At 55.7% G+C, this 18,801-nt stretch carries 17 protein-coding genes, 2 rRNA genes and 1 pseudogene; 15 read left to right on the top strand and 5 right to left on the bottom strand.

Features of this window, described 5'->3' with window-relative positions:
* From AEAE_RS01025 to AEAE_RS07040, 4 genes and pseudogenes are all read left to right on the top strand, one after another.
* Positions 1-338 (top strand): 23S ribosomal RNA (locus AEAE_RS01025); the annotation flags it as partial.
* A 156-nt stretch (positions 339-494) separates the two neighbouring features.
* Positions 495-612: ribosomal RNA gene (rrf, locus tag AEAE_RS01020) — 5S ribosomal RNA — on the top strand.
* A gap of 305 nt (positions 613-917) precedes the next feature.
* Complete coding sequence (locus AEAE_RS01015; RefSeq protein WP_158520456.1) at positions 918-1,610, top strand: TetR/AcrR family transcriptional regulator; 693 nt, start codon at positions 918-920, stop codon at positions 1,608-1,610.
* Between the two features lie 106 nt (positions 1,611-1,716).
* A pseudogene (locus AEAE_RS07040) lies at positions 1,717-1,806 on the top strand (hypothetical protein); the annotation flags it as partial.
* 5 nt (positions 1,807-1,811) lie between these two features.
* On the opposite strand, the gene AEAE_RS01005 reads toward AEAE_RS07040, so the two are convergent.
* The gene (locus AEAE_RS01005) at positions 1,812-3,098 is read right to left on the bottom strand and encodes an aldo/keto reductase family protein (protein ID WP_094689309.1); all 1,287 of its coding nucleotides are present in this window, start codon (positions 3,096-3,098) and stop codon (positions 1,812-1,814) included.
* A gap of 238 nt (positions 3,099-3,336) precedes the next feature.
* On the opposite strand from AEAE_RS01005, the gene AEAE_RS01000 reads away from it, so the two are divergent.
* Positions 3,337-3,597, top strand: a complete 261-nt coding sequence (locus AEAE_RS01000) for a hypothetical protein (protein ID WP_094689308.1) — start codon at positions 3,337-3,339, stop codon at positions 3,595-3,597.
* 28 nt (positions 3,598-3,625) lie between these two features.
* Here the strand turns inward: AEAE_RS01000 and AEAE_RS00995 are convergent, their stop codons facing one another.
* Positions 3,626-4,033 (bottom strand): DUF4235 domain-containing protein, encoded by a 408-nt coding sequence (locus AEAE_RS00995; protein WP_094689307.1) that lies wholly within the window; start codon positions 4,031-4,033, stop codon positions 3,626-3,628.
* Between the two features lie 179 nt (positions 4,034-4,212).
* Between AEAE_RS00995 and AEAE_RS00990 the strand changes: the two genes are divergently transcribed.
* Positions 4,213-5,727, top strand: a complete 1,515-nt coding sequence (locus AEAE_RS00990) for an ABC transporter substrate-binding protein (RefSeq protein ID WP_158520455.1) — start codon at positions 4,213-4,215, stop codon at positions 5,725-5,727.
* A gap of 58 nt (positions 5,728-5,785) precedes the next feature.
* On the opposite strand, the gene AEAE_RS00985 is transcribed toward AEAE_RS00990, so the two are convergent.
* The gene (locus AEAE_RS00985) at positions 5,786-6,850 is read right to left on the bottom strand and encodes a LacI family DNA-binding transcriptional regulator (protein ID WP_244569573.1); all 1,065 of its coding nucleotides are present in this window, start codon (positions 6,848-6,850) and stop codon (positions 5,786-5,788) included.
* An 81-nt stretch (positions 6,851-6,931) separates the two neighbouring features.
* Entirely contained in the window at positions 6,932-8,827 is a 1,896-nt protein-coding gene (locus tag AEAE_RS00980; protein ID WP_094689305.1) for a glycoside hydrolase family 13 protein, read from the bottom strand.
* A 100-nt stretch (positions 8,828-8,927) separates the two neighbouring features.
* On the opposite strand from AEAE_RS00980, the gene AEAE_RS06750 reads away from it, so the two are divergent.
* From AEAE_RS06750 to AEAE_RS00955, 6 genes are all read left to right on the top strand, one after another.
* Entirely contained in the window at positions 8,928-9,095 is a 168-nt protein-coding gene (locus AEAE_RS06750) for a hypothetical protein (RefSeq protein WP_158520454.1), read from the top strand.
* A 174-nt stretch (positions 9,096-9,269) separates the two neighbouring features.
* The gene (dnaK, locus tag AEAE_RS00975) at positions 9,270-11,168 is read left to right on the top strand and encodes a molecular chaperone DnaK (protein WP_094689304.1); all 1,899 of its coding nucleotides are present in this window, start codon (positions 9,270-9,272) and stop codon (positions 11,166-11,168) included.
* A complete protein-coding gene (gene grpE / locus AEAE_RS00970; RefSeq protein WP_094689303.1) occupies positions 11,168-11,998 on the top strand; it encodes a nucleotide exchange factor GrpE in 831 nt (276 codons plus the stop codon). Before dnaK ends, grpE begins: the two co-directional genes overlap by 1 nt.
* A gap of 90 nt (positions 11,999-12,088) precedes the next feature.
* On the top strand, positions 12,089-13,183 hold the full coding sequence (locus tag AEAE_RS00965; RefSeq protein WP_094689302.1) for a DnaJ C-terminal domain-containing protein: 1,095 nt from the start codon (positions 12,089-12,091) through the stop codon (positions 13,181-13,183).
* A 2-nt stretch (positions 13,184-13,185) separates the two neighbouring features.
* Positions 13,186-13,776 (top strand): heat shock protein transcriptional repressor HspR, encoded by a 591-nt coding sequence (locus AEAE_RS00960; protein WP_094689301.1) that lies wholly within the window; start codon positions 13,186-13,188, stop codon positions 13,774-13,776.
* A gap of 150 nt (positions 13,777-13,926) precedes the next feature.
* Complete coding sequence (locus AEAE_RS00955) at positions 13,927-15,648, top strand: sucrose phosphorylase domain-containing protein (RefSeq protein WP_094689300.1); 1,722 nt, start codon at positions 13,927-13,929, stop codon at positions 15,646-15,648.
* A 24-nt stretch (positions 15,649-15,672) separates the two neighbouring features.
* Here AEAE_RS00955 and AEAE_RS00950 read toward each other — a convergent pair whose 3' ends face one another.
* A complete protein-coding gene (locus AEAE_RS00950) occupies positions 15,673-16,389 on the bottom strand; it encodes a substrate-binding domain-containing protein (RefSeq protein WP_158520453.1) in 717 nt (238 codons plus the stop codon).
* Between AEAE_RS00950 and AEAE_RS00945 the strand changes: the two genes are divergently transcribed.
* The 3 genes from AEAE_RS00945 to AEAE_RS00935 all read left to right on the top strand — a co-directional run bounded on the left by AEAE_RS00945 (position 16,370) and on the right by AEAE_RS00935 (position 18,599).
* Positions 16,370-17,029: a hypothetical protein gene (locus AEAE_RS00945; protein ID WP_158520452.1), complete on the top strand. Its 660-nt coding sequence runs from the start codon at positions 16,370-16,372 to the stop codon at positions 17,027-17,029. The genes AEAE_RS00950 and AEAE_RS00945 overlap by 20 nt on opposite strands.
* A gap of 163 nt (positions 17,030-17,192) precedes the next feature.
* A complete protein-coding gene (locus AEAE_RS00940) occupies positions 17,193-18,014 on the top strand; it encodes an SMODS domain-containing nucleotidyltransferase (protein WP_211277514.1) in 822 nt (273 codons plus the stop codon).
* A 15-nt stretch (positions 18,015-18,029) separates the two neighbouring features.
* Entirely contained in the window at positions 18,030-18,599 is a 570-nt protein-coding gene (locus AEAE_RS00935; protein WP_094689296.1) for an SLATT domain-containing protein, read from the top strand.
* The last annotated feature ends 202 nt before the right edge of the window (positions 18,600-18,801 follow it).

Below are 18,801 nucleotides of genomic sequence, written 5' to 3'. Positions count from 1 at the left end.
AAAGCGGCACGCGAGCTGGGTTTAGAACGTCGTGAGACAGTTTGGTCTCTATCCTCTGCGCGCGTTGGAGCCTTGAGGAGGCCTGCCCCTAGTACGAGAGGACCGGGGTGGACGGATCTCTGGTGTGCCGGTCGTCCTGCCAAGGGCGCTGCCGGTTGGCTAAGTCCGGATACGATAACCGCTGAAAGCATCTAAGCGGGAAGCGTTCTCCAAGATGAGGGTTCCGTGAACTTCAATGTTCGGGAAGCGGCATAGAGATGATGTGCTTGATAGGCGGGATGTGGAAGCCCTGTGAGGGGTGGAGCTGACCCGTACTAACCGCTGAAGGGCAATACAACTCTTTTCTGTCAGTCTGCAAAACGTTGGGATGACATGGGAATGAACGTTCACCTGTATCCATGTATCGAACCTGTAGCGTAGTCGTGTCCACTGTCCGGTTTTCTTACAGTCAACCTGTAAGATGAGGAAAAATTTCTGATAGGTGAATATGATTTTGCGGTGGTCATAGCCCCGGGGAGACGCCCAGCCTCCATTCCGAACCTGGAAGCTAAGCCCGGGCACGGCGATGGTACTGCACTCGAGAGGGTGTGGGAGAGTAGCACGCTGCCGCATTAAACTTTATTGAGGGGAGTTGAGAGCCTGCCAGGGTTGGTAGGGTTGTCTCACTCCCCTCTTTTTCATATCCACACCATTAACAAAAAGAAAACAAGAGTACAATGAGGTACCTCGGCGCGATTTCTGTCTGTGTTGAAGTCGAGAGATCTGTGCGAAAGATGAGAGTTGAGAGATGTTAGAGAGGTCTCGAGATACTTGAGGAAAAGCGTCGGTAAGAGACTGAACTGGATCTAGAGACTATGAGGGGCGAGGCAGCGATGCAAGCGAACGCGAAATTTAGGCGCGAAGAGCCTGAAACCAGGATGCGACAAATATACGAAGCTGCCGAGCGAATAATCGCACGCGATGGGTATTCGCAGCTCAGTGCGCAGACCGTGGCTGGTGAGGTGGGAATAACCCGCCCGCTGGTTTACCATTATTTCGCCTCGATGAATGAAATAGCTGAAGGTGTGATCGAAAGAAGAGTCAATAGAAGCATTGAGGATTTGGGGAAAATATACCGTGTACCACAAAGCTCGAGTATTAGAGAGAGCCTCGAAAAGGGTGTGCGCGCGTTAGAAATCATCTCCCAGAATGGGGAAATATTTGGCGAACCGACGATGAAGAAGTACGCACAGCGTAGTTCTTCAGAGAGTGAACGCGTTGCAAACGAGCAAACCGCTACCCACAGCCCGAAGGGCGATGAGGTAGCAGGTGAGAAGAGGCTGTCGAAAAAGCGCAGTGATAATCTTGAGCGACAAGACGGCAATGCCGAGTTGCTGCTGAGGTACGTGAGCCAGGTGAGCGACGTTGTGGCGCCGAGGCTGCAAGAGATTATGGTGCGCGACATTCAGGCGCAACATAGGCTGCGCATTCATCACCTTGACGCGACGTTTAGGATTGCGATGACGGGGATTGTGCTCGGCCAGATTACCGGGCGGCTCGTGTCGAGGACGCAATGCGAGGAGATTCTCGCACAGATTCTGCACGTCGAGAATTACATGAGCACGTGGTGATGCAGTTTCGCGATGAAGATGACGGGATGGTTGCGGTCGCTGAAGTGAGCGTGGACACGGGCCAGCGGATGTGAGCAGAAGTCAGCAGATGTGAGCAGAAGTTAGCGGATGTGAAGGCAGATGTGAAGGCGGATGTGAAGGCAGATGTGAAGGCGGATGTGAAGGCAGATGTGAAGGCAGATGTGTGGCTGACTAGATGCACTAGATGCGGCTGCGGACGGCGGCGAGGGCGTCGATAGCGTCCATCTGCTCGTCGGTGAGGTCGAAATCGAGGTCGGCGTTGTACTGCAAATATTCCTTCGGGCGGGCCGACATGATCGGAATGAAGCCCTTGTTCAGCAAGTAGCGCAGGGCGACCTGAGCTGGGGAGATTACCAGAGAGGAATCTTGGACGGTCAGAAGCGCGTTCGGAGAGACGCAGGTTACGCCGTCGAGAGAATTCTGAGAGGCAAAGTTGCCCGAGGCAGATGGGTCTGCGCAGAGCGTGCGCGAAAGAGGCTGGGCACGAGAGAGAGATTGTGCGGCACTGGCAGCCTGATTGCTAGAAACGGGCTGGAGAGGCGAGTTGCCTGCAAGATGAGTATCCGGCTGCGGAGGAGTTAAAAGCGCCTCAGAGGTGGCCTGGGAAGGCGCAGAAGGTGAATCTGGAGCAGCTGCGGAAGCTGGAGCGTCGGAACTAGCAGAAGAAGTCGACGCAGCGGCAGGAGAAGCTGCGGAGGATGAACCCGGAGCTGGCGTGGAAGCTGGAGCGTCAGAAGAAGGAGAGGCTGCAGTAGGGTCGTGCGAGACGTTCGCGGCGAGCAGTTCTTCCTCGCGGGCAGCGGTAAGAATACTGGCAATCTTGCGCAAAACAGGAACGCGCAAAATACGGCCGGTAGCTAAAGGAGAGTAAGCCTGAAGGGCAATGCCAGCCTCCTGGCAAATACTGACCGTCGCAGGCTGTAAGTGGCCAGGGAAAAGCTCAATTTGGTTGATAGCCGGGGCAATTTGCAGGCCATCCCAATCCAAAAGATTAACAAGATCGTGATCGGTGAAGTTGGACACACCAATCGAGCGGGCACGACCCGAGAGGAAAATATCCTGCATCGCACGCCACACGTCACGATTCTGCTTATCGTAATTCGCGCCCACTTCCATCCACGGCCACGGAGCATGAATCAAATACGAATCGACATAATCGACGCCCAAACGCTTCAAACTCGTCTCAAAATGAAGCAGAGTTTCCTCATACGTTTTCACGTCAGCAGTGAGCTTGGTCTGAATGAAAACCTGAGAGCGGTGCAAACCAGAATTGTGCAGCGCACGGCCAACGCCCTTCTCATTGCGGTCGGACTCGGAGACGTCAAAAAGGCGGAAACCAGCACGCAGAGCAGCGGTAGCCGAAGTCACCGTTTCGCGACCCGCAGGAATTTGCCAAAAACCAACGCCCAGCATGGGCATGGGATAAGCGTTATTGAGGCGCAGGGTGGCCTGCGTTGCTGAAGTCATGCAGCTCACCCCTCCCGGCCTCGCGCCTTGTGCACAATAGTTCTTTCGTACCAGTCTAGTGGGAAGGGATACCCAGAGCGCGGAAATTGAAACTCGATAGGCGAGTGAGCGGTCATTAAGGCACTGGTGGAGCTGCGCGATAGTCCGTCGCTCAGAGCAAGAAGGAGCTGGCGCGGCGCGGTTTCGCTACGGGCGGGCGGCAAGCGGCTGCGGGGATATGAGGCGCTAGCATGGCCAGGTGCATTATTTCACTCCGAAGCGTTGTGCCCAGTCTGGCAAGATCATGTACCACACCAAGCAGCAGTGCGAACAAGCTGCTCAGGATGTGTTGATCGAACGCGGCCAGCAACTGTGGACGTACCGTTGTGAGTATTGCAACACCTGGCACCTGACACACAGAGACCCGAGCAGCAGCATCGCCACCGCTTCCGACATGGCGCAATGGTGGAAGAGAAAGCCGCACTCGAGAAAGAAAGGCTTCAAGCCGCGCAGAAAGTAGGCTTTAAGTCCTCAAGGCCTCAAGATTATCAGTGCGACTGCTTCTGACGCTTCGCCATGCGACGAAGAATGAGCTTATCGGCAAGCTTACGACCCGCGCGAGCGAGCAGCGAGCCAGCAACAGCGCTGACAACCGCCACCACCAGCACATCACGCATGCGAGATTCAGGATCAGTAGCGGAAGGAACCGTGTCGGTATCCATGCTCTTCTTCCACGCCACACCCACAGCGGTGGTAGCCATACTCGTGGCGAGCTGAGGGAAGAAAGTGCGCAAGAACTTATCGGAGTAGCTGGCAGAGTCGCCATTGAGCTGAGAAGTTGCGTTCTTACGCAGTGAGTCGATCGTATCGTTGGCGCTGTCGAGGGTCTCGATGGCAGACTGAGCGGTCTCGTCGAGGGAAGAGCCGGTGGGAGTGAAAGCAGTTTTTCTCGTCATGCTCTCATTATCGCGCACGTGCGCGAAAGCTGCGAGGGTTGAAGAGGGTCAGCGGGCGAGCATAGCGCGCGGCGACCGGAGGGGGGGGGGCACAGCGGCCACCGCCAGCCCGCGCAGACGGCGAGTGTGACAGGTAGAGTTCTTCTCAGAAGGTGACAGCAGAACAAGGAGGGTTGCACGTGAAACAGTTCCTCAAGCGCAGCGCAGCAGCGCTGATTGCTCTGGGCGCTCTTGTTAATCTTGCGGCATGCTCCGCCCCAGCCCGTCAAAAAAACCTGCAAAACACCCCAGCCATCTCCTACTACAACTACAAGCCGGAAGCCGACGCCAGCTTGCGCGCACTGGCCAGCGAATACACCAAAAAGACGGGAATTGACGTCACCATCACGACGGTTGGTAACGGAAAATACGACGAAAAACTGCAATCCGCCTTCACCAAACCGGCCCCGCCCACCATTTTCCACGTCAGCAGCATCCAAGGCGTCAAACGCTGGCGCGACTACGTGTCCCCACTGCAAGGCACGAGCATTTACAACGATCTGGAGAACAAAAGCTCGGCGCTCAGCCGTAATGGTGACGTCGTCGCCATCCCTTATACCAGCGAAGCCTACGGAATTGTGTACAACAAGGCGATTCTGCAACGCTACTTCGCCCTGCCCAACCCGCTCGTGCACTCGGTAGAAGAAATCCGCGATTTCGACACTCTGCAGCGCGTGTGCGACGACATTCAAGCTCACCGCGCGCAACTGGGCATCGAAGCGACCTTTGCCACGCCTGCAATGAGCAGCAGCTCGGTGTGGCGATTTTCCAAGCATATGGTCAACTACGCCCTGACCTGCGACCTCGCCTCGGGCACGTCCAGTACGCTGGCGGGTAACTGCCTGCCCGGCCTGCACTCGCTGTTCGACCTCTACCTGCGCGACAGTCTCGCCATCACAGCAAACGCTTCAGATTATCAGGATGCTGGTAATCTTGTGCCCCTCAACGAGGTGAGCCTCGACGACGCGATGGGCCAGTTTGCGAGCTCGAAAGTGGCGATGATCCAGCAGGGCACGTGGAGCTGGGCGCAACTCAAAGCCCTTGGCATGAGTGAAGACAACGTGGGGATGATGCCGATTCGCATGAATGGCGTCGAGCAGAAGGGCTACGCGATCGGATCGGAAGATTATTGGTGCATCAACCTGCAAGCCAGCAAAATCGACCAGAAGGCGAGTATCGACTTCCTCCACTGGCTCGCTACTTCCCAGCAGGCTCAGCAGGTGTTAGTCGATGAGTTGGGCTTGAGCATGCCCTTTGGTGAGAGCGAGCAGCAGCGCAGCACGAACCCGTTGAGCGCGCAGGTCAGGCTGAGCTTGGGTGAAGAGTCACTGGACAAGGCCGCGACGCCAGGAAGTGGAACGGGGCTGGGTACGCAGGATGATTCTCAGGGCGATACCGATGATTCGACGAGTACGGCAGTGAAGAAGAAGGCTGTTCCAGCTCCTGCTTCACGTGAAACACAGCAGGAGGGCAACGAAGTGCCGTGGCTGTTTGCTCTTGCTCCGGACTCGCGATTTGCCGACTCGATGGGTCACGCTCTCAGCCAGTACGCGCAGGATTTTGTCAGCGGTAAGCAGGCTGATTGGCAGGCGGTGGCGAAAGCGTACGTCAGCAGTTGGGCGCAGGCGAGCGCCGACACCGATGATGAAGATTAGCAGCGCGAGGTGAGTACGCGCGGCTCAGCGTTGGGATGAGCGCAGATGAACAGCACGATTAGCCGTCGATAGGCGACGTCGTCTGGCGCAAAACCAAGCGAGCAGTCGGGTTCTCGAAGGCGTTATCCATACTCTGACTCTCGATCAAATTCAGCACCTTCTGAGCGCCAGAAACACCCAAAGCATGCGGATTCTGATGCATAGTCGTCAGGCCAATATCCCTCGCCGACGGAATATCATCAAAGCCAATAATCGAATAATCACGCGGAGCACGCTTACCATAACGGCCCAAGCGCATCATCACCGGAATCGCCAAATCATCCGTCTGGAAGAACAGAGCGGTTGGCTGAGGGTCCAAATTAATCAGCTGCGTCAAGCAAGCGTCCACCGGGTTATGGTCATAAGGGCACGAGATTGTCGCTGTGGATACATCGGCGTGAGAATCTCGAATCGCATTTTCAAAACCCTCGTGACGGTCGTCAGCAGAGTAGGTGAACGGAGTGTCATGCGAGGTGTAAATGTAGGCGATATTACGGTGGCCCAAGCTGATCAAATGCTTCGTGGCAATCTCAGCGCTTTTCACATCGTCTGTTGAGGTGCCAGCGTCGAGGCCCACCAGAGAGCTCGTGTTAATGCCGACGACAGGAACGCCCATGCCCAGAAGCAAGGAAAGCTCGTCCTCGCGGGTGTTGAACGAGCAGAGCACCACCGCGTCAGCATTGCGACGAACCGGCATCTCGGAGAAGAAGCGGTGACGAGCGTCGTTCGTGGAAATCTGGAAAACGGAAATATCGTAACCAGCCGGCTGCAGCACCTCGTTCAGGCCAGCGTAAACGTTGACGTTAAACCATTCCGTAATCGGGCTTGGCAAGAGCAAAGCGATGCGGAAAGAGCGGCCAGACTTCAAAGCCATTGCCGAACGAGAAATGGAGAAATGCAGCTCGGCAGCCGCGCGCAACACCTTCTCACGAGTGCGAGGGCTCACCAAATTCGGGCGGGTGAAAGAGCGAGACACTGTCGACACGGAGACGCCGACCGCCTGGGCGACGTCATGAATACTCGCCTGTTGTGTTTCACGGTTCGGGTCAGGCTGGCCCAGCTGTGCGTGTTCTGTCATGCTCATTGATCTATTCTTTCTCCAACGTGCGAAGTGCTGAGCCGCGTGCGCGCGGTGGCGCTGTAGTGACGCGGCGGTTGTATGCGGTTAGCTGCGAAGGGCGATCCAGATGCTGGTGTCGGTAGGCAGCAGCCAGTGGGAAGCTTCGCGTTCAAAGCTCGGGTCGTAAGCGTCGTCGTCGAAAGGATCCTGCTTGGCAGCAGCAGCAGCACCTTCGGCATCGGCAGCTGTTTCACGTGGAACAAGCTCGTCGGAGCACAACAGCACATCACCAGCAGGAAGCTTGACCGGCTTATCCGAGAAGTTCGTGATCACCGCAATACGAACTGGCTTGCCCGCATCTTTCATCGTCGACAAACGCGAATACGCCAACACGCCACCATCAGTAGCGCCGGCAACCACGTCATCGCCCAGCCACTCCACATCATCAACCTCACGCGTGGCCGTCAACAACATCGCACGGTTACGCAACGCCGAACGATACAGCGACAACATCGAAGAAGGATCATCCTGCTCAACATCCACCGCGTAATCCTTAAACCACAGTGGTTGCGGCAAATGCGGATCCGCACTCGCTGTTCCATCCAGCTTCGTCGCAGGGGAGAAGCCAAAGCTACCGCGCGTACCAAAATCAGCATTCCAGGCGGCAGGAGATGGCATATTATGCGAATCCCACGGCAGCGGCACACGGCAGCCATCGCGGCCCTTACGAGCATCCGCCCCAACGGCCGTCTTTGCAACAGGATCTTCCAAACGATCCCACGGAATATTCGCCACCTCAGGCAAACCCAGTTCCTCGCCCTGGTAAATATACACGGAGCCAGGCAAACCCATCTCCATCACAATGCCAGCGCGAGCACGACGAGTACCCTGCTCGCGATCCTCGAAATAGGTTTCGCCATTATGCAGAAGCCAATCATGGGCCATCTGGTGGTAATGACCCGCAATGTCAATCTGAGGCAAGCCATAACGCGACACCGAGCGAGGAATATCATGATTATTCATCACCCACGTCGTCGTGGTATGCGAATGGCGAGCAGCATCCAAGCCCTCTTCAATAGCCGAGCGGAAATCCGTCACTCGCCAGTCAGCCTTCGCAAACTCAAAGTTGAAAACCTGGCCCAACTCATCAGCAGACGCATACATCCACTGATGCTCCGGAACAACCCACGCCTCACCTACAGCAAAACGCGCAGGAGAATACTCGTTAAACAGCTTGCGCCACTCACGGTAAATCTCATGAACCTCAGGACGATCCCACAAAGGATTATCACCGTCCTTATTCAACTGATCATCAGAAGTACGAGCAGCAAGCTCCACCAAGCTCGCCGACTCCAAATCCTTCGCCAAGCCATGCGCCACATCAATGCGGAAACCATCAACGCCATGGTCCGACCAGAACTTCAACGTCTTCAGAAACTCCTGATGCACCTCAGGGTTCTTCCAATTGAGGTCCGGCTGCTCAGGAGTAAACAAATGCAAATACCACTGGCCATCCGCTACACGCTGCCAGGCAGAACCACCAAAGCACGACTTCCAACTATTCGGCGGCAACTCACCATGCTTACCCTGGCCGTCACGGAAAATATAACGATCACGAGCAGCAGAACCCTGAGGAGAGTTCAACGCCTCCTCAAACCACACATGCTTATTCGACGTGTGGTTAGGCACAATATCAACAACAACCTTCATGCCGCGAGCATGAGCAGCCTGAGCCATCTGGTCGAAATCAGCCATCGTTCCCAAACGCGGGTCAACATTGCGATAGTCAATAACGTCATAGCCGCCATCAGCAAGTTCCGAAGGGTAGAACGGGCTCAGCCACAAAGCGTCAACGCCGAGGCTTTGCAAATAGTCCAGCTTAGAGGTCACACCAGGAATATCGCCCAAACCGTCGCCGTTCGAATCCTTGAAAGAGCGCGGATAAACCTGGTAGACAACTGCTTGCTTCCACCAATCATCAAAGCTGTTGTTCTGTGTCATAAGTCCTTCACCTGCGAAGTTGAGTTGCACATCATTGACGCAACATGTATGACAACGTTATCAAAAATTCTGCAGGGCTGAGCAAAAAACGCGGAAAGTTTTGCTGCGCGTACCAGAAAACGGTGGCGAGCAGCAGGCTGAACGGGCGCTGGTGGCTGGCTCAGGGTTGGGACGGGTGGCCTCGCAAGAGAGATTGATGCTGGAGCGTCGGCAGGCTTTGCGCGCTCAGAAAATTATTCTGAAAGATTTTGCAAACTTCCGGGAATAAACCTAGCTTTCAAAAGTTGATAGTAGTAGGCTCAGGTTTTGGAAATGGAAAAGTGAGCAGTGATAATCTCAAGCCACTGAGCAGGCGCAAGCAAGCCAGCGAGATTACCAAGGCGAGCTCACCGGAAGCAACCTGAGCGAAAGCTTACGAGTCGGTTAAGGGAAGGAGTCCTGTATGGGACGCGCAGTTGGAATTGATTTGGGTACCACGAATTCGTGCATCGCTACCCTCGAGGGCGGCCAGCCAACCGTCATCGTCAACGCTGAAGGCCAGCGCACCACACCATCTGTGGTCGCCTTCGGCAAGAACGGCGAAATCCTGGTCGGCGACGTGGCCAAGCGCCAGGCCGTGACCAATGTTGATCGCACTATCTCCTCCGTCAAGCGCCACATGGGCACTGACTGGACCACGGAAATTGATGGCAAGAAGTGGACTCCACAGGAGATCTCCGCACAAATCTTGATGAAGCTCAAGCGTGACGCTGAAGCCTTCCTGGGCGAAGAAGTGACCGACGCAGTGATCACCTGCCCAGCATACTTCGACGACGCACAGCGCCAGGCAACCAAGGACGCCGGCCGCATCGCAGGCCTCAACGTTCTGCGTATCATCAACGAGCCAACCGCTGCAGCTTTGGCATACGGCCTGCAGAAGGGTAAGCAGGATGAGCACATCCTCGTCTTCGACCTGGGCGGCGGCACCTTCGATGTGTCTCTGCTCGAAATCGGTAAGGACGACGACGGCTTCTCCACCATTCAGGTGGAGGCCACCAACGGCGATACCCACCTGGGCGGTGACGATTGGGATCAGCGCATCATCGACTGGATCGTCTCCGAAGTCAAGAGCAAGGATGGCGTCGACCTGAGCAACGACCGCATTGCTTTGCAGCGTATGAAGGAAGCTGCTGAGCAGGCAAAGAAGGAGCTCTCCGCTTCTACCGAAACGCAGATCACCTTGCAGTACCTGGCCATGGGTTCCTCCGGCCCAGTCCACTTTGATGAGACCCTCACTCGCGCGCACTTCCAGGAGATGACTTCTGACCTGCTCGAGCGTTGCCGCGTGCCATTCAACCAGGTTTTGGCTGACGCCAACCTCTCCATCGACCAGATCGACCACGTTGTTCTGGTCGGCGGTTCCACTCGTATGCCAGCTGTTCAGGACCTCGTCAAGCAGCTGACCGGTGGTAAGGACGCTAACAAGTCCGTCAACCCAGATGAGGTTGTGGCTGTCGGTGCTGCCATTCAGTCTGGCGTCATCAAGGGCGACCGCAAGGACGTTCTGCTTATCGACGTCACTCCACTCTCCTTGGGTATTGAAACCAAGGGTGGCATCATGACCAAGCTCATCGACCGCAACACTGCTATTCCTACGAAGCACTCGGAGGTGTTCTCCACTGCTGAGGACAACCAGCCATCCGTGCTCATCCAGGTGTACCAGGGCGAGCGTGAGTTTGCTCGTGACAACAAGCCGCTGGGAACCTTCGAGCTGACTGGCATTGCTCCAGCACCTCGTGGCATCCCGAAGATCGAAGTCACCTTCGACATCGACGCCAACGGCATTGTGCACGTTTCTGCTAAGGACCAGGGCACTGGCAAGGAGCAGAGCATGACGGTGACCGGCGGCACGAGCCTGCCAAAGGATGAAATTGACCGCATGGTCAAGGACGCTAAGGAGCATGAGGCTGCCGATAAGAAGGCTAAGGAAGACGCTGAAACTCGCAACCAAGCTGAAGCCTTCGCTTACTCTACTGAGAAGCTGATCAACGAGAATAAGGACAAGCTTCCAGCAGACGTCGTCAGCGAGGTTCAGCCCAAGGTTGACGCTCTGAAGGAAAGCTTGAAGGGCAAGGACATCGACGCCATCAAGAACGCTCAGAACGACTTGATGAGTGCTGCTCAGAAGATCGGCCAGGCTCTCTACGCTCAGCAGGGTGCTCAGGGTGCTCAGGCTGGCGCAGCTGGCGCTCAAGCTGGCCAGGCTGCTGGACAGAACGCTCAGGCAGGTTCCGATGACGATGTCGTTGACGCTCAGGTTGTTGACGATGACAACAAGAAGGACCAGAAGGACGGCGAGTAATGGCTGATTTCGACAAGGACGAGTATCTCTCTGACGCTGAGGCTTTCGATAAGCTCGCAAGTCAGGCTCGCTCTGGCGAAACCGCTACCAACGCTCAAGATTATCAGTCCGATGAAGCCGCGAGCTCTGCGAGCTCGCAGGCCTCTGGCGAAAAGCCGGGTGCGGACTGCGCCGCTGGCGCTGCGAGCGCCAGCGCGCAGGGATCGGGCGCGGCTGATTCTGCCGCTGCTGACAATGCAGCCGCTGATGCAGGCCAAGCCGCAGCCGACGCTGCACAGAACGCAGCCGCTGCGAACGACGCTGATGCCAGCGCGGATGGCGATTCTGACCACACCAGTGCAGCAGCAGACGCTACCAGCGCCGAGAGTTCGGATGCCGGCGACTCTGGCCTGACCGAGCTGGGCAAGGCTAAGAAGGAAGCCGCGGACTACCTTGAAGCGTTGCAGCGCGAACGCGCCGATTTCGTCAATTACCGTGCTCGCATGAACAAGGAAAAGCAGCTGGCCCGTGAACGCGGAGTGGAAGATGCTCTCGTGGCACTTCTCCCAGCGCTTGATAATCTGGATCGAATTCGTGAGAACAACGAGAAGAGCGCCGAAATGGAGAGCCTTCTCAAGCAGTTCGACCGTGCCTTCGCCAAGTTCTCCATCGAGAAGTTTGGCCAGAAGGGCGACGCCTTCGATCCTTCTCACCACGAGGCCGTGCTTCACCACACGAGCCCCGACGTGAGCGAAGCGCAGATTGACGCGGTTGTGGAGGCTGGCTACAAGATGGGTGATCGCATCTTGAGAGCAGCCAAAGTGGTGGTCGTTTCTCCAGAGGAGAAGTGAAAACACAGTAATGCAAAGGCGCGCTGTTGCTGACGGCGCGCCTTTTTACAGCTCAAACAGAAGCCAAACGGCGTGAGGAAAGGAGACTGCATGGCCGAAACAGATTGGCTGAAAAAGGATTATTACGCAATTCTTGGCGTCTCCGAGTCCGCAACAGACGACGAGATTACCAAGGCGTTCCGCAAACTTGCCCGTAAATACCACCCAGACCTCAACCACGAGAAGGGCGCTGACGAGAAGTTCAAGGATGTGAACGAAGCGTACAACACCCTGCACGATGCAGGCCAGCGCAAGAAGTACGACGCCATTCGTCGGCTGGGTGCAGGCGGTGCTCGCTTCACCGGCGGCGGCTCGCAAGGCTTTAACGCTGACGACTTCGAAGGCCTGTTCGGCTCGATGTTCGGCGGTGCTGGTGGCGCCAATATCAACGATATTCTGCGTCAATTTAGCGGCGGCTCTGGCACGCATGTGCGCTTCAGCAACGGCTTTGGCGGCGGCCAAAACTTCGCAGGCCAAGGCTTCGGTGACCAGAACTTTGGCGCGGGTCAGAACTTTGGCTCCCAGGGCTACGCAGGCAATGGGTTTACTGGGTTTGGCAACAACACTGGCAATCCTTATGCAGCCCAGCCTGAGCAAGGCCGCGACATTCGCTCCTCCGTGAGCTTGACCTTCGCCCAAGCCGTGCGCGGGGCAACCGTCGAGCTCAAGGTCAACGGCACCACTTTTAAGGCGCGCATTCCCGCAGGAATTAACGACGGACAGACCATTCGCCTGCCAGGCCGCGGCCATAAAGGCGTGAACGGCGGCAAGAATGGCGACCTCTTCCTCGAGGTCAACGTGACCAGCGACCCCGTGTTCCGACTGAACGGGCGCAACATCGAGCGTGACCTGCCGCTGACCGTAGCCCAAGCAGCCTTGGGTGACGTGGTGGAAACTCGCGGTGTTGACGGCGAAGTGATTAAGGTTCGCGTCCCGGCCGGCACATCAGGCGGTACAAGGCTCAAGGTTGCTGGTAAAGGCGTTCACACACCTCAAGGAGTTGGCGACCTTCTTCTTCGCGTTCAACTGAGATTGCCACAACGGCTTTCTGCAGAAGCGAAGAAAGCGTTGAAAACCTTTGATGAAAACACGCCAAGCTTGAGCGAGAAGCTCAAACAGGAACGTCTGCGCGGAATGGGTGAGTGATTATGGTCAGCGCGAAAGCACGTATTCGTGAAGCGTACGCCCAGTGCGCCCAAGCAATCGTGATGGGCACGGTGAGCTTAGAGAGAGCAGAGGATGCCGGTTTTTCTGTGCATTCTCCTGTGTTCCCCGTCTCCCAAGCGGCGAGCTTGGCGCATGTACACCCGCAAACACTGCGCGAATACGACCGCGCTGGTCTTGTGCAACCCATGCGCACACCAGGAGGAGCGCGCCGGTACAGCATTTCCGACATCGATAGGCTCAATCAAGCGCAAAAACTCTCGCAACAAGCCATTGGAATTGCTGGAATTGCGCTGATCCTCGATTTGAGAGAAGAAAATAGAGAGTTGCGTCGCGAACTGCGCAGGCTCAAGCGCCCGCAAGGAGAGTCGGTGTTTGCTGCCGACTCTGCGGGGCACGTGCGCGAATTCCGCGTCGACTTCCCTGCCCGCGGTGGCCGCGCAGGCTGGAGGCGTGCTCTGTATGGCGAGGTGTACCAGATTGAGTCGCGCCACGCCTTGCGCAAGCTCGCCCTCGAAACGCATCACCAGGAGATCCGCCAGATCGAAGCGCCACGCGACGACGCACAACGTTGATCCACAGTACTGAGCCGCGGCACTGAGCCACGGCGTTCAGCCACTCCGCTGCGCCCGCAACGCCAGCCACCTCGCTGACGGCGCAACACGGCCGAGTAGCTGAACCCCCTCTCGCATAAACTAGGAGAGCATAGCGAGTACGGAGGGGTTATGAGCACTGGCGAGCATATTTCTGACAAGAAGAAGCCGGAAACTACTCAAACAACCGGCGAAAAACTAGCCAAAGAGCTCGCCCCCAACACGAAAGTGCACCTGCTGGTCTACGCTGACCGTTTCGCAGGCTCAGCCTCCGCAGTCGTCCCCACTCTTCGCGAGCGCTTCTGTGGCGTGTACGAGTCGGTGCACATTATCCCGCAGCCGACTATGGGGCCGGATACGATTGGCCTTCCTGATAATCTGGGGGCATACGGCGACATTCCTTTGATGAAGGATATTAACCACCTGCCCAGCCCTATTGATACCTGGGATACCGTGACGAAAATGGCGCACGACATGCCCATGGTTTTCAACGTCAACTTCTCCCAGCTTTCCGTGCTTTCCAAGCAATTCCAAGACGTTCTGCGCAGGGGCAAGCACTCCGAATACTTCAGCATGTTCCAGCCGGTTTCTGACGTTTTCTCCAACGGCTTGAGCGTCGACGACTTGGAGAAAATTCACCGCTCGAGCCCTACGCAAGCTAACCTCGAGCCTTTTGCCCGCACGCTGCCTTTTGTGCGATATGAGATTAACAATAAGCCCACGTATTTCTGGGCGAGCTTAGGCTCGCAAGGCATCGACTACGACGTGATGAGCGAAAAGGGTTGGAAATTCGTTCAGGACACTTTCGACCGCCTCGAGCAGACCGGCGCGAAAGCCGTGTGCCTCATGCACTTTGGCTCGGCAGTGAAAAAGGCCGGAACCACGTGCTTCCTGTTGCCAGAAACCATGCAGATTGTCGACACGATCACCCAAGAAGCGCATAAGCATGGCATGACGGTCGGCGTTGCAGAAAATGCGAGCGGCGAGCAGATCAAGCAGCTGGCCCAGCACGCCGACTGGGTGTATGACACTTTAACCCCACCGCTGTTGATGTACGCGCTGCTGTGTGGTGACGCTGCGCCTTTGGCGCAGTGGGTGTACCAGCGTCCGGAAAACTGTGTGCTGCTGCTCGGCGGGCAAAACGGAATGGAAATCTCGGACGTTATGAGCCGGGAAACTGACGAAAAGCCTTTCCTGACGCGCAAGCAGATGAGGCGCATGGTCAGCCGCGTGCACAAGAATACGCATGGAGAAGCGGGCTCCGTGCACCAATGGCTCGGTTCCGGCAGGATTAACAGCACGCTGTACTCGGCTCTGGGCTGCGATGATCAGCGGTATTTGGCGGCGATCGCCTTGCAATTCTTCCTTCCAGGTATCCCTGAGCTGTACTATGTTGACGCGCTGATGGGGATGAATGACGTTGAGCTGATGAACCAGACGCGGCGGGAGCCGATGCTCAACCGTCATAGCTACTCGGCAATGGAACTCAACTATGCTCTGTTGCGCCCAGAAGTGCAGGCGCTCAACGCTTTAGCACGTTTCCGCAACACTTTTCCTGCTTTTGATGGCTCGGCGCAAATTGGTTTTGATGAAACCTATGGCGTGATGTCGGTGTTGTGGCATGGGCATTCTTGCTCGGCTCGCCTTGATTTTGATGCGGGTTTGATCGCTGAACGCGAGTTGGGCGATGACGCTTTGCAAGATATTTCGTGGCGTTCGATTGCCACGATTACGTGGACGGATTCAGCAGGAGAGCATAAGACGAATGATCTGCTTGCGCACCCGCCTGTGTATGTGATCCCAGAAGAGGGTGAAGTGGGCTACGCTGACGCCGATTGGGATGGCGCACTCTAGATTATCAGGCTGCGCTGAGCGCGCTTAGCGCGCGGTCGTACCACGTTCGAGCAGGTGCGTGTGCACACTCAGGTGACGCGCAGGAGCGTGCGGTGCGTCCGTGAGCTTTTCGTTGATGCGTTCGCTAATCATGCGCACCGCTTCATCGGCAAAGTAGTCGAAGTCCAGTGCGGAAGTGGTAATCTGGGGGTCCACTAACTGGTCATCGGGAATGCCGTCGAAACCTGTCAAGCACACTTGCTCAGGAATAGAAATGCCATGACGTTTCAGCGACAAGTACGCGCCTAAAGCCGAGTCGTCGTTGACGCAGACGAGAGCGTCAAAAGGAAGGTGCTGCAAACTCGGCAAAGAATCGAGGTATTCGTCTAACAAGTCAGAAGCAGGTTTACGCTCCCAATGACATGCAAGGAAATTCTCAGGGCCATACGCAATTCCAGCTTCCTCGAGCACTTGCTCAAATCCTAAAACGCGCTGCCAGCCAGAATTGACAATGTTGACCAACTGCGAAAGAGGACGGTACTCCAAACCTAAGGAAAACGGGCGTGTACAACCTGCTGCTAGCACAGCACGAGTGGTGTCTTCAATGCCGGAGATGCAGTCCACGGAAATGGTGTCGAGACCGGCGCCAGAATCTAGCGGACCTAAAATAAGGTCTGGGGTGCGGGCCATCGCCGCGAAGGTCGCGGCGGCCGTGGCGTCGATGATTGCGGCTGCCGCGCCCATGATGGGTATCGTCGCCATCGTGGGCGTGGTGGTGGGGCTCATCATGAGCATTATCTCGTGGCTGCCATCGTTCATCGGCGGCCGGGAGCAGGATCGCTGGGATTCGTACTGCATGTGCCAGGCCGCACAGGACGGTGCGGCGCCCAACCGCGAGACGTGGCAGAAGGCGAAGGATAACGCGGCGGACGTAATCGGTTACAGGGACTCCGATGTCGAGGACGCCGACGTGTTGAAGAAGCTCAAGGACGACTACAACTGGCCGCTCGACGACCCCGAGGCGTGCTACGAGTACGACGAGCCGGAGGACAGCCGGAACCTCGCGGGGGAGTGGAGCGCCGCGTCCGGCAAGTACCTGAGCCAGGCGCAGCTGATCGACGCGGATGCCGCCGCTGTGCGGGAATCGCGTCAGAAGAAGCTCGGCAACGATGCAAGGAAACGAGTCAGCGACAAGCTCACCACAGCCCGGCAGCTACTCACGGACTCCGAGGGCAAGACCCAGGGCAACGAGGTGCGCCAGACGTTGACCGATCGCATCAACGAGGCCCAGAGGCTGGTTGACTCGGGCTCGTATGAGCTGGAGCGACTGGAGACGATGGAGTCTGACTTGCAGAAGGCGATGGATGAGGTGAAGAGGAGTGTGGGGGAGAAGGAGGGGTGAGGAGCATAGGTTTGTCGGTTCTCAGCGAGGAACCCTTAACGGCGAGAACCATGTTTGGTGTTACGATACGCTTGGGTACATCGGGTGGGTTAGTGGTTTATCCATCGATGTAATGACTGTTTTATTCGTATGACGATTTTCATTAAGAAGGGAAGAAAGAGCGTTGAACTTCTCGGTACACAAGGGAGGTAATGCTATTAACTCAGAAATTCTCGATGACATCGCTAGAAGATACGAATCTATTAGTGATGCTGTGTGTCGTGAGTTTTGGGGTATCAATGTTGAGGAACGTCACAGTATGTATGTCGGATCTTATGGAAGGGGCACGGCGATATCTACCAGTGACATTGATATATTGCTCGAACTGCCGAAGAATGAATATTACCATTACAGTTCCTTGACTGGGAATGGGCAGTCGCGTTTATTGCAGACAGTGAAGAAATCTGTCTTGAGCCGTTATCCAAGAACTGAAGTTCATGGAGATGGGCAAGTTGTGGTCGTTGTTTTCTCTGATGGGATGCGATTCGAATTACTTCCTGCCTTCGAAACATCATCGGGAGAGTATGAATATCCCGATACACATATGGGCGGGAATTGGAAGAGCACCAATCCGAAAGCTGAACAGGAAGCGCTTAAAAGGAAAGATGTAGAATCCAACGGTCTTTTGGTTGATACTTGCCGGCAGATTCGTTTTCTTCGTGACACGTACTTCACGAATGAGCATCTTCCTGGGATATTGATAGACGCATTTGTCTATGACAGTATCGCCAATTGGCATTGGGGCAGCGGCAATGGAACTTCGCACCAATCAGAATACTCCAGTGGACATCCGTATGAAGAATCTCTGTTGAAGAAGTTCAGAATAGCCACTGCATGGGGCGGAGTGCCTCAGTGGAGGGCGCCGGGGAGCGGAATGAGAATTGATAACTCTGCGAGCATCTGTAATTCCTTGGGCAAAATTCTGAAGAAGATGGCTGAGGAGTGAAATAAGGGAGAATCGATGTGTGAGCATCAATACAGAGACGACCTTATGGGGCAGATCCGAGAATCCTATGGGAAACTCGTCTACACCTATACGACCCACCATAAGATGGCTGACAGATTAGCGCGTATTAACAACAGTATCGGTGTCACCCTGATTTTCCTCACATCGATATCAACGGTTGGATTGCTGAGCACGGTAATAACCAATCAGAGAATTCTCGCGGCTATAGGCGGTACTACGGCCGCTCTTTCGCTTGGATTGAATATTTATATGCGTGGTAAGAATTACATGGCTGACATCGAAGCAAACCGGAAAACCGCAGATGCGCTTTGGCGGATTCGAGAAGATTATCTGAGTCTTCTTACGGATTTTCCCGTCCTCTCTGATGAAGAAATTCGAGTGCAGAGAGAATCACTGCAGAAACGTACCGCTAGCATTTATGATGCTGCTCCCATTACAAACAACAGAGCATATAGACAGGCACAGAAGGCTATAAAACAGGAAGGATACCAGAGCTTCACAACAGAGGAAATCGACGCGATGCTCCCGGCGAGGCTTCATCAAGCAAAGAAGCGAGACCAATAGTAGGACTTTAGCTTATTCGAGAATCGAATAGTGACAAGGTGTTTTTCGGCTTCCTCGTGTTCCGCCCAATCCATATACGTGAGTTAATTTCGGATCAAGCGCAGGTAATTTGTTTTCAGGTCCTGCCAGCATTGCGTTCTCCAATCTATCGTTGAAGATGCGGATTCGCGAATGACGTTTTGCGCTCGTCAGCAGGGTAATC

This window comes from Aeriscardovia aeriphila (genome assembly GCF_002259595.1).
Classification (GTDB): Bacteria; Actinomycetota; Actinomycetes; order Actinomycetales; family Bifidobacteriaceae; genus Aeriscardovia; species Aeriscardovia aeriphila.
Note: the sequence above shows the minus strand (reverse complement) of the source record. Positions and strands in the feature narration are given on the sequence as shown.

Coding starts and splice junctions, on each gene's coding strand:
- AEAE_RS00965 (WP_094689302.1), top strand. CDS start 12,089: ATGGCCGAAACAGATTGGCTGAAAAAGGATTATTACGCAATTCTTGGC.
- AEAE_RS01015 (WP_158520456.1), top strand. CDS start 918: ATGCGACAAATATACGAAGCTGCCGAGCGAATAATCGCACGCGATGGG.
- AEAE_RS00985 (WP_244569573.1), bottom strand. CDS start 6,850: ATGAGCATGACAGAACACGCACAGCTGGGCCAGCCTGACCCGAACCGT.
- AEAE_RS00960 (WP_094689301.1), top strand. CDS start 13,186: ATGGTCAGCGCGAAAGCACGTATTCGTGAAGCGTACGCCCAGTGCGCC.
- AEAE_RS00995 (WP_094689307.1), bottom strand. CDS start 4,033: ATGACGAGAAAAACTGCTTTCACTCCCACCGGCTCTTCCCTCGACGAG.
- dnaK (WP_094689304.1), top strand. CDS start 9,270: ATGGGACGCGCAGTTGGAATTGATTTGGGTACCACGAATTCGTGCATC.
- AEAE_RS01005 (WP_094689309.1), bottom strand. CDS start 3,098: ATGACTTCAGCAACGCAGGCCACCCTGCGCCTCAATAACGCTTATCCC.
- AEAE_RS00945 (WP_158520452.1), top strand. CDS start 16,370: ATGATGGGTATCGTCGCCATCGTGGGCGTGGTGGTGGGGCTCATCATG.
- AEAE_RS00980 (WP_094689305.1), bottom strand. CDS start 8,827: ATGACACAGAACAACAGCTTTGATGATTGGTGGAAGCAAGCAGTTGTC.
- grpE (WP_094689303.1), top strand. CDS start 11,168: ATGGCTGATTTCGACAAGGACGAGTATCTCTCTGACGCTGAGGCTTTC.
- AEAE_RS00950 (WP_158520453.1), bottom strand. CDS start 16,389: ATGGCGACGATACCCATCATGGGCGCGGCAGCCGCAATCATCGACGCC.
- AEAE_RS00935 (WP_094689296.1), top strand. CDS start 18,030: ATGTGTGAGCATCAATACAGAGACGACCTTATGGGGCAGATCCGAGAA.
- AEAE_RS00955 (WP_094689300.1), top strand. CDS start 13,927: ATGAGCACTGGCGAGCATATTTCTGACAAGAAGAAGCCGGAAACTACT.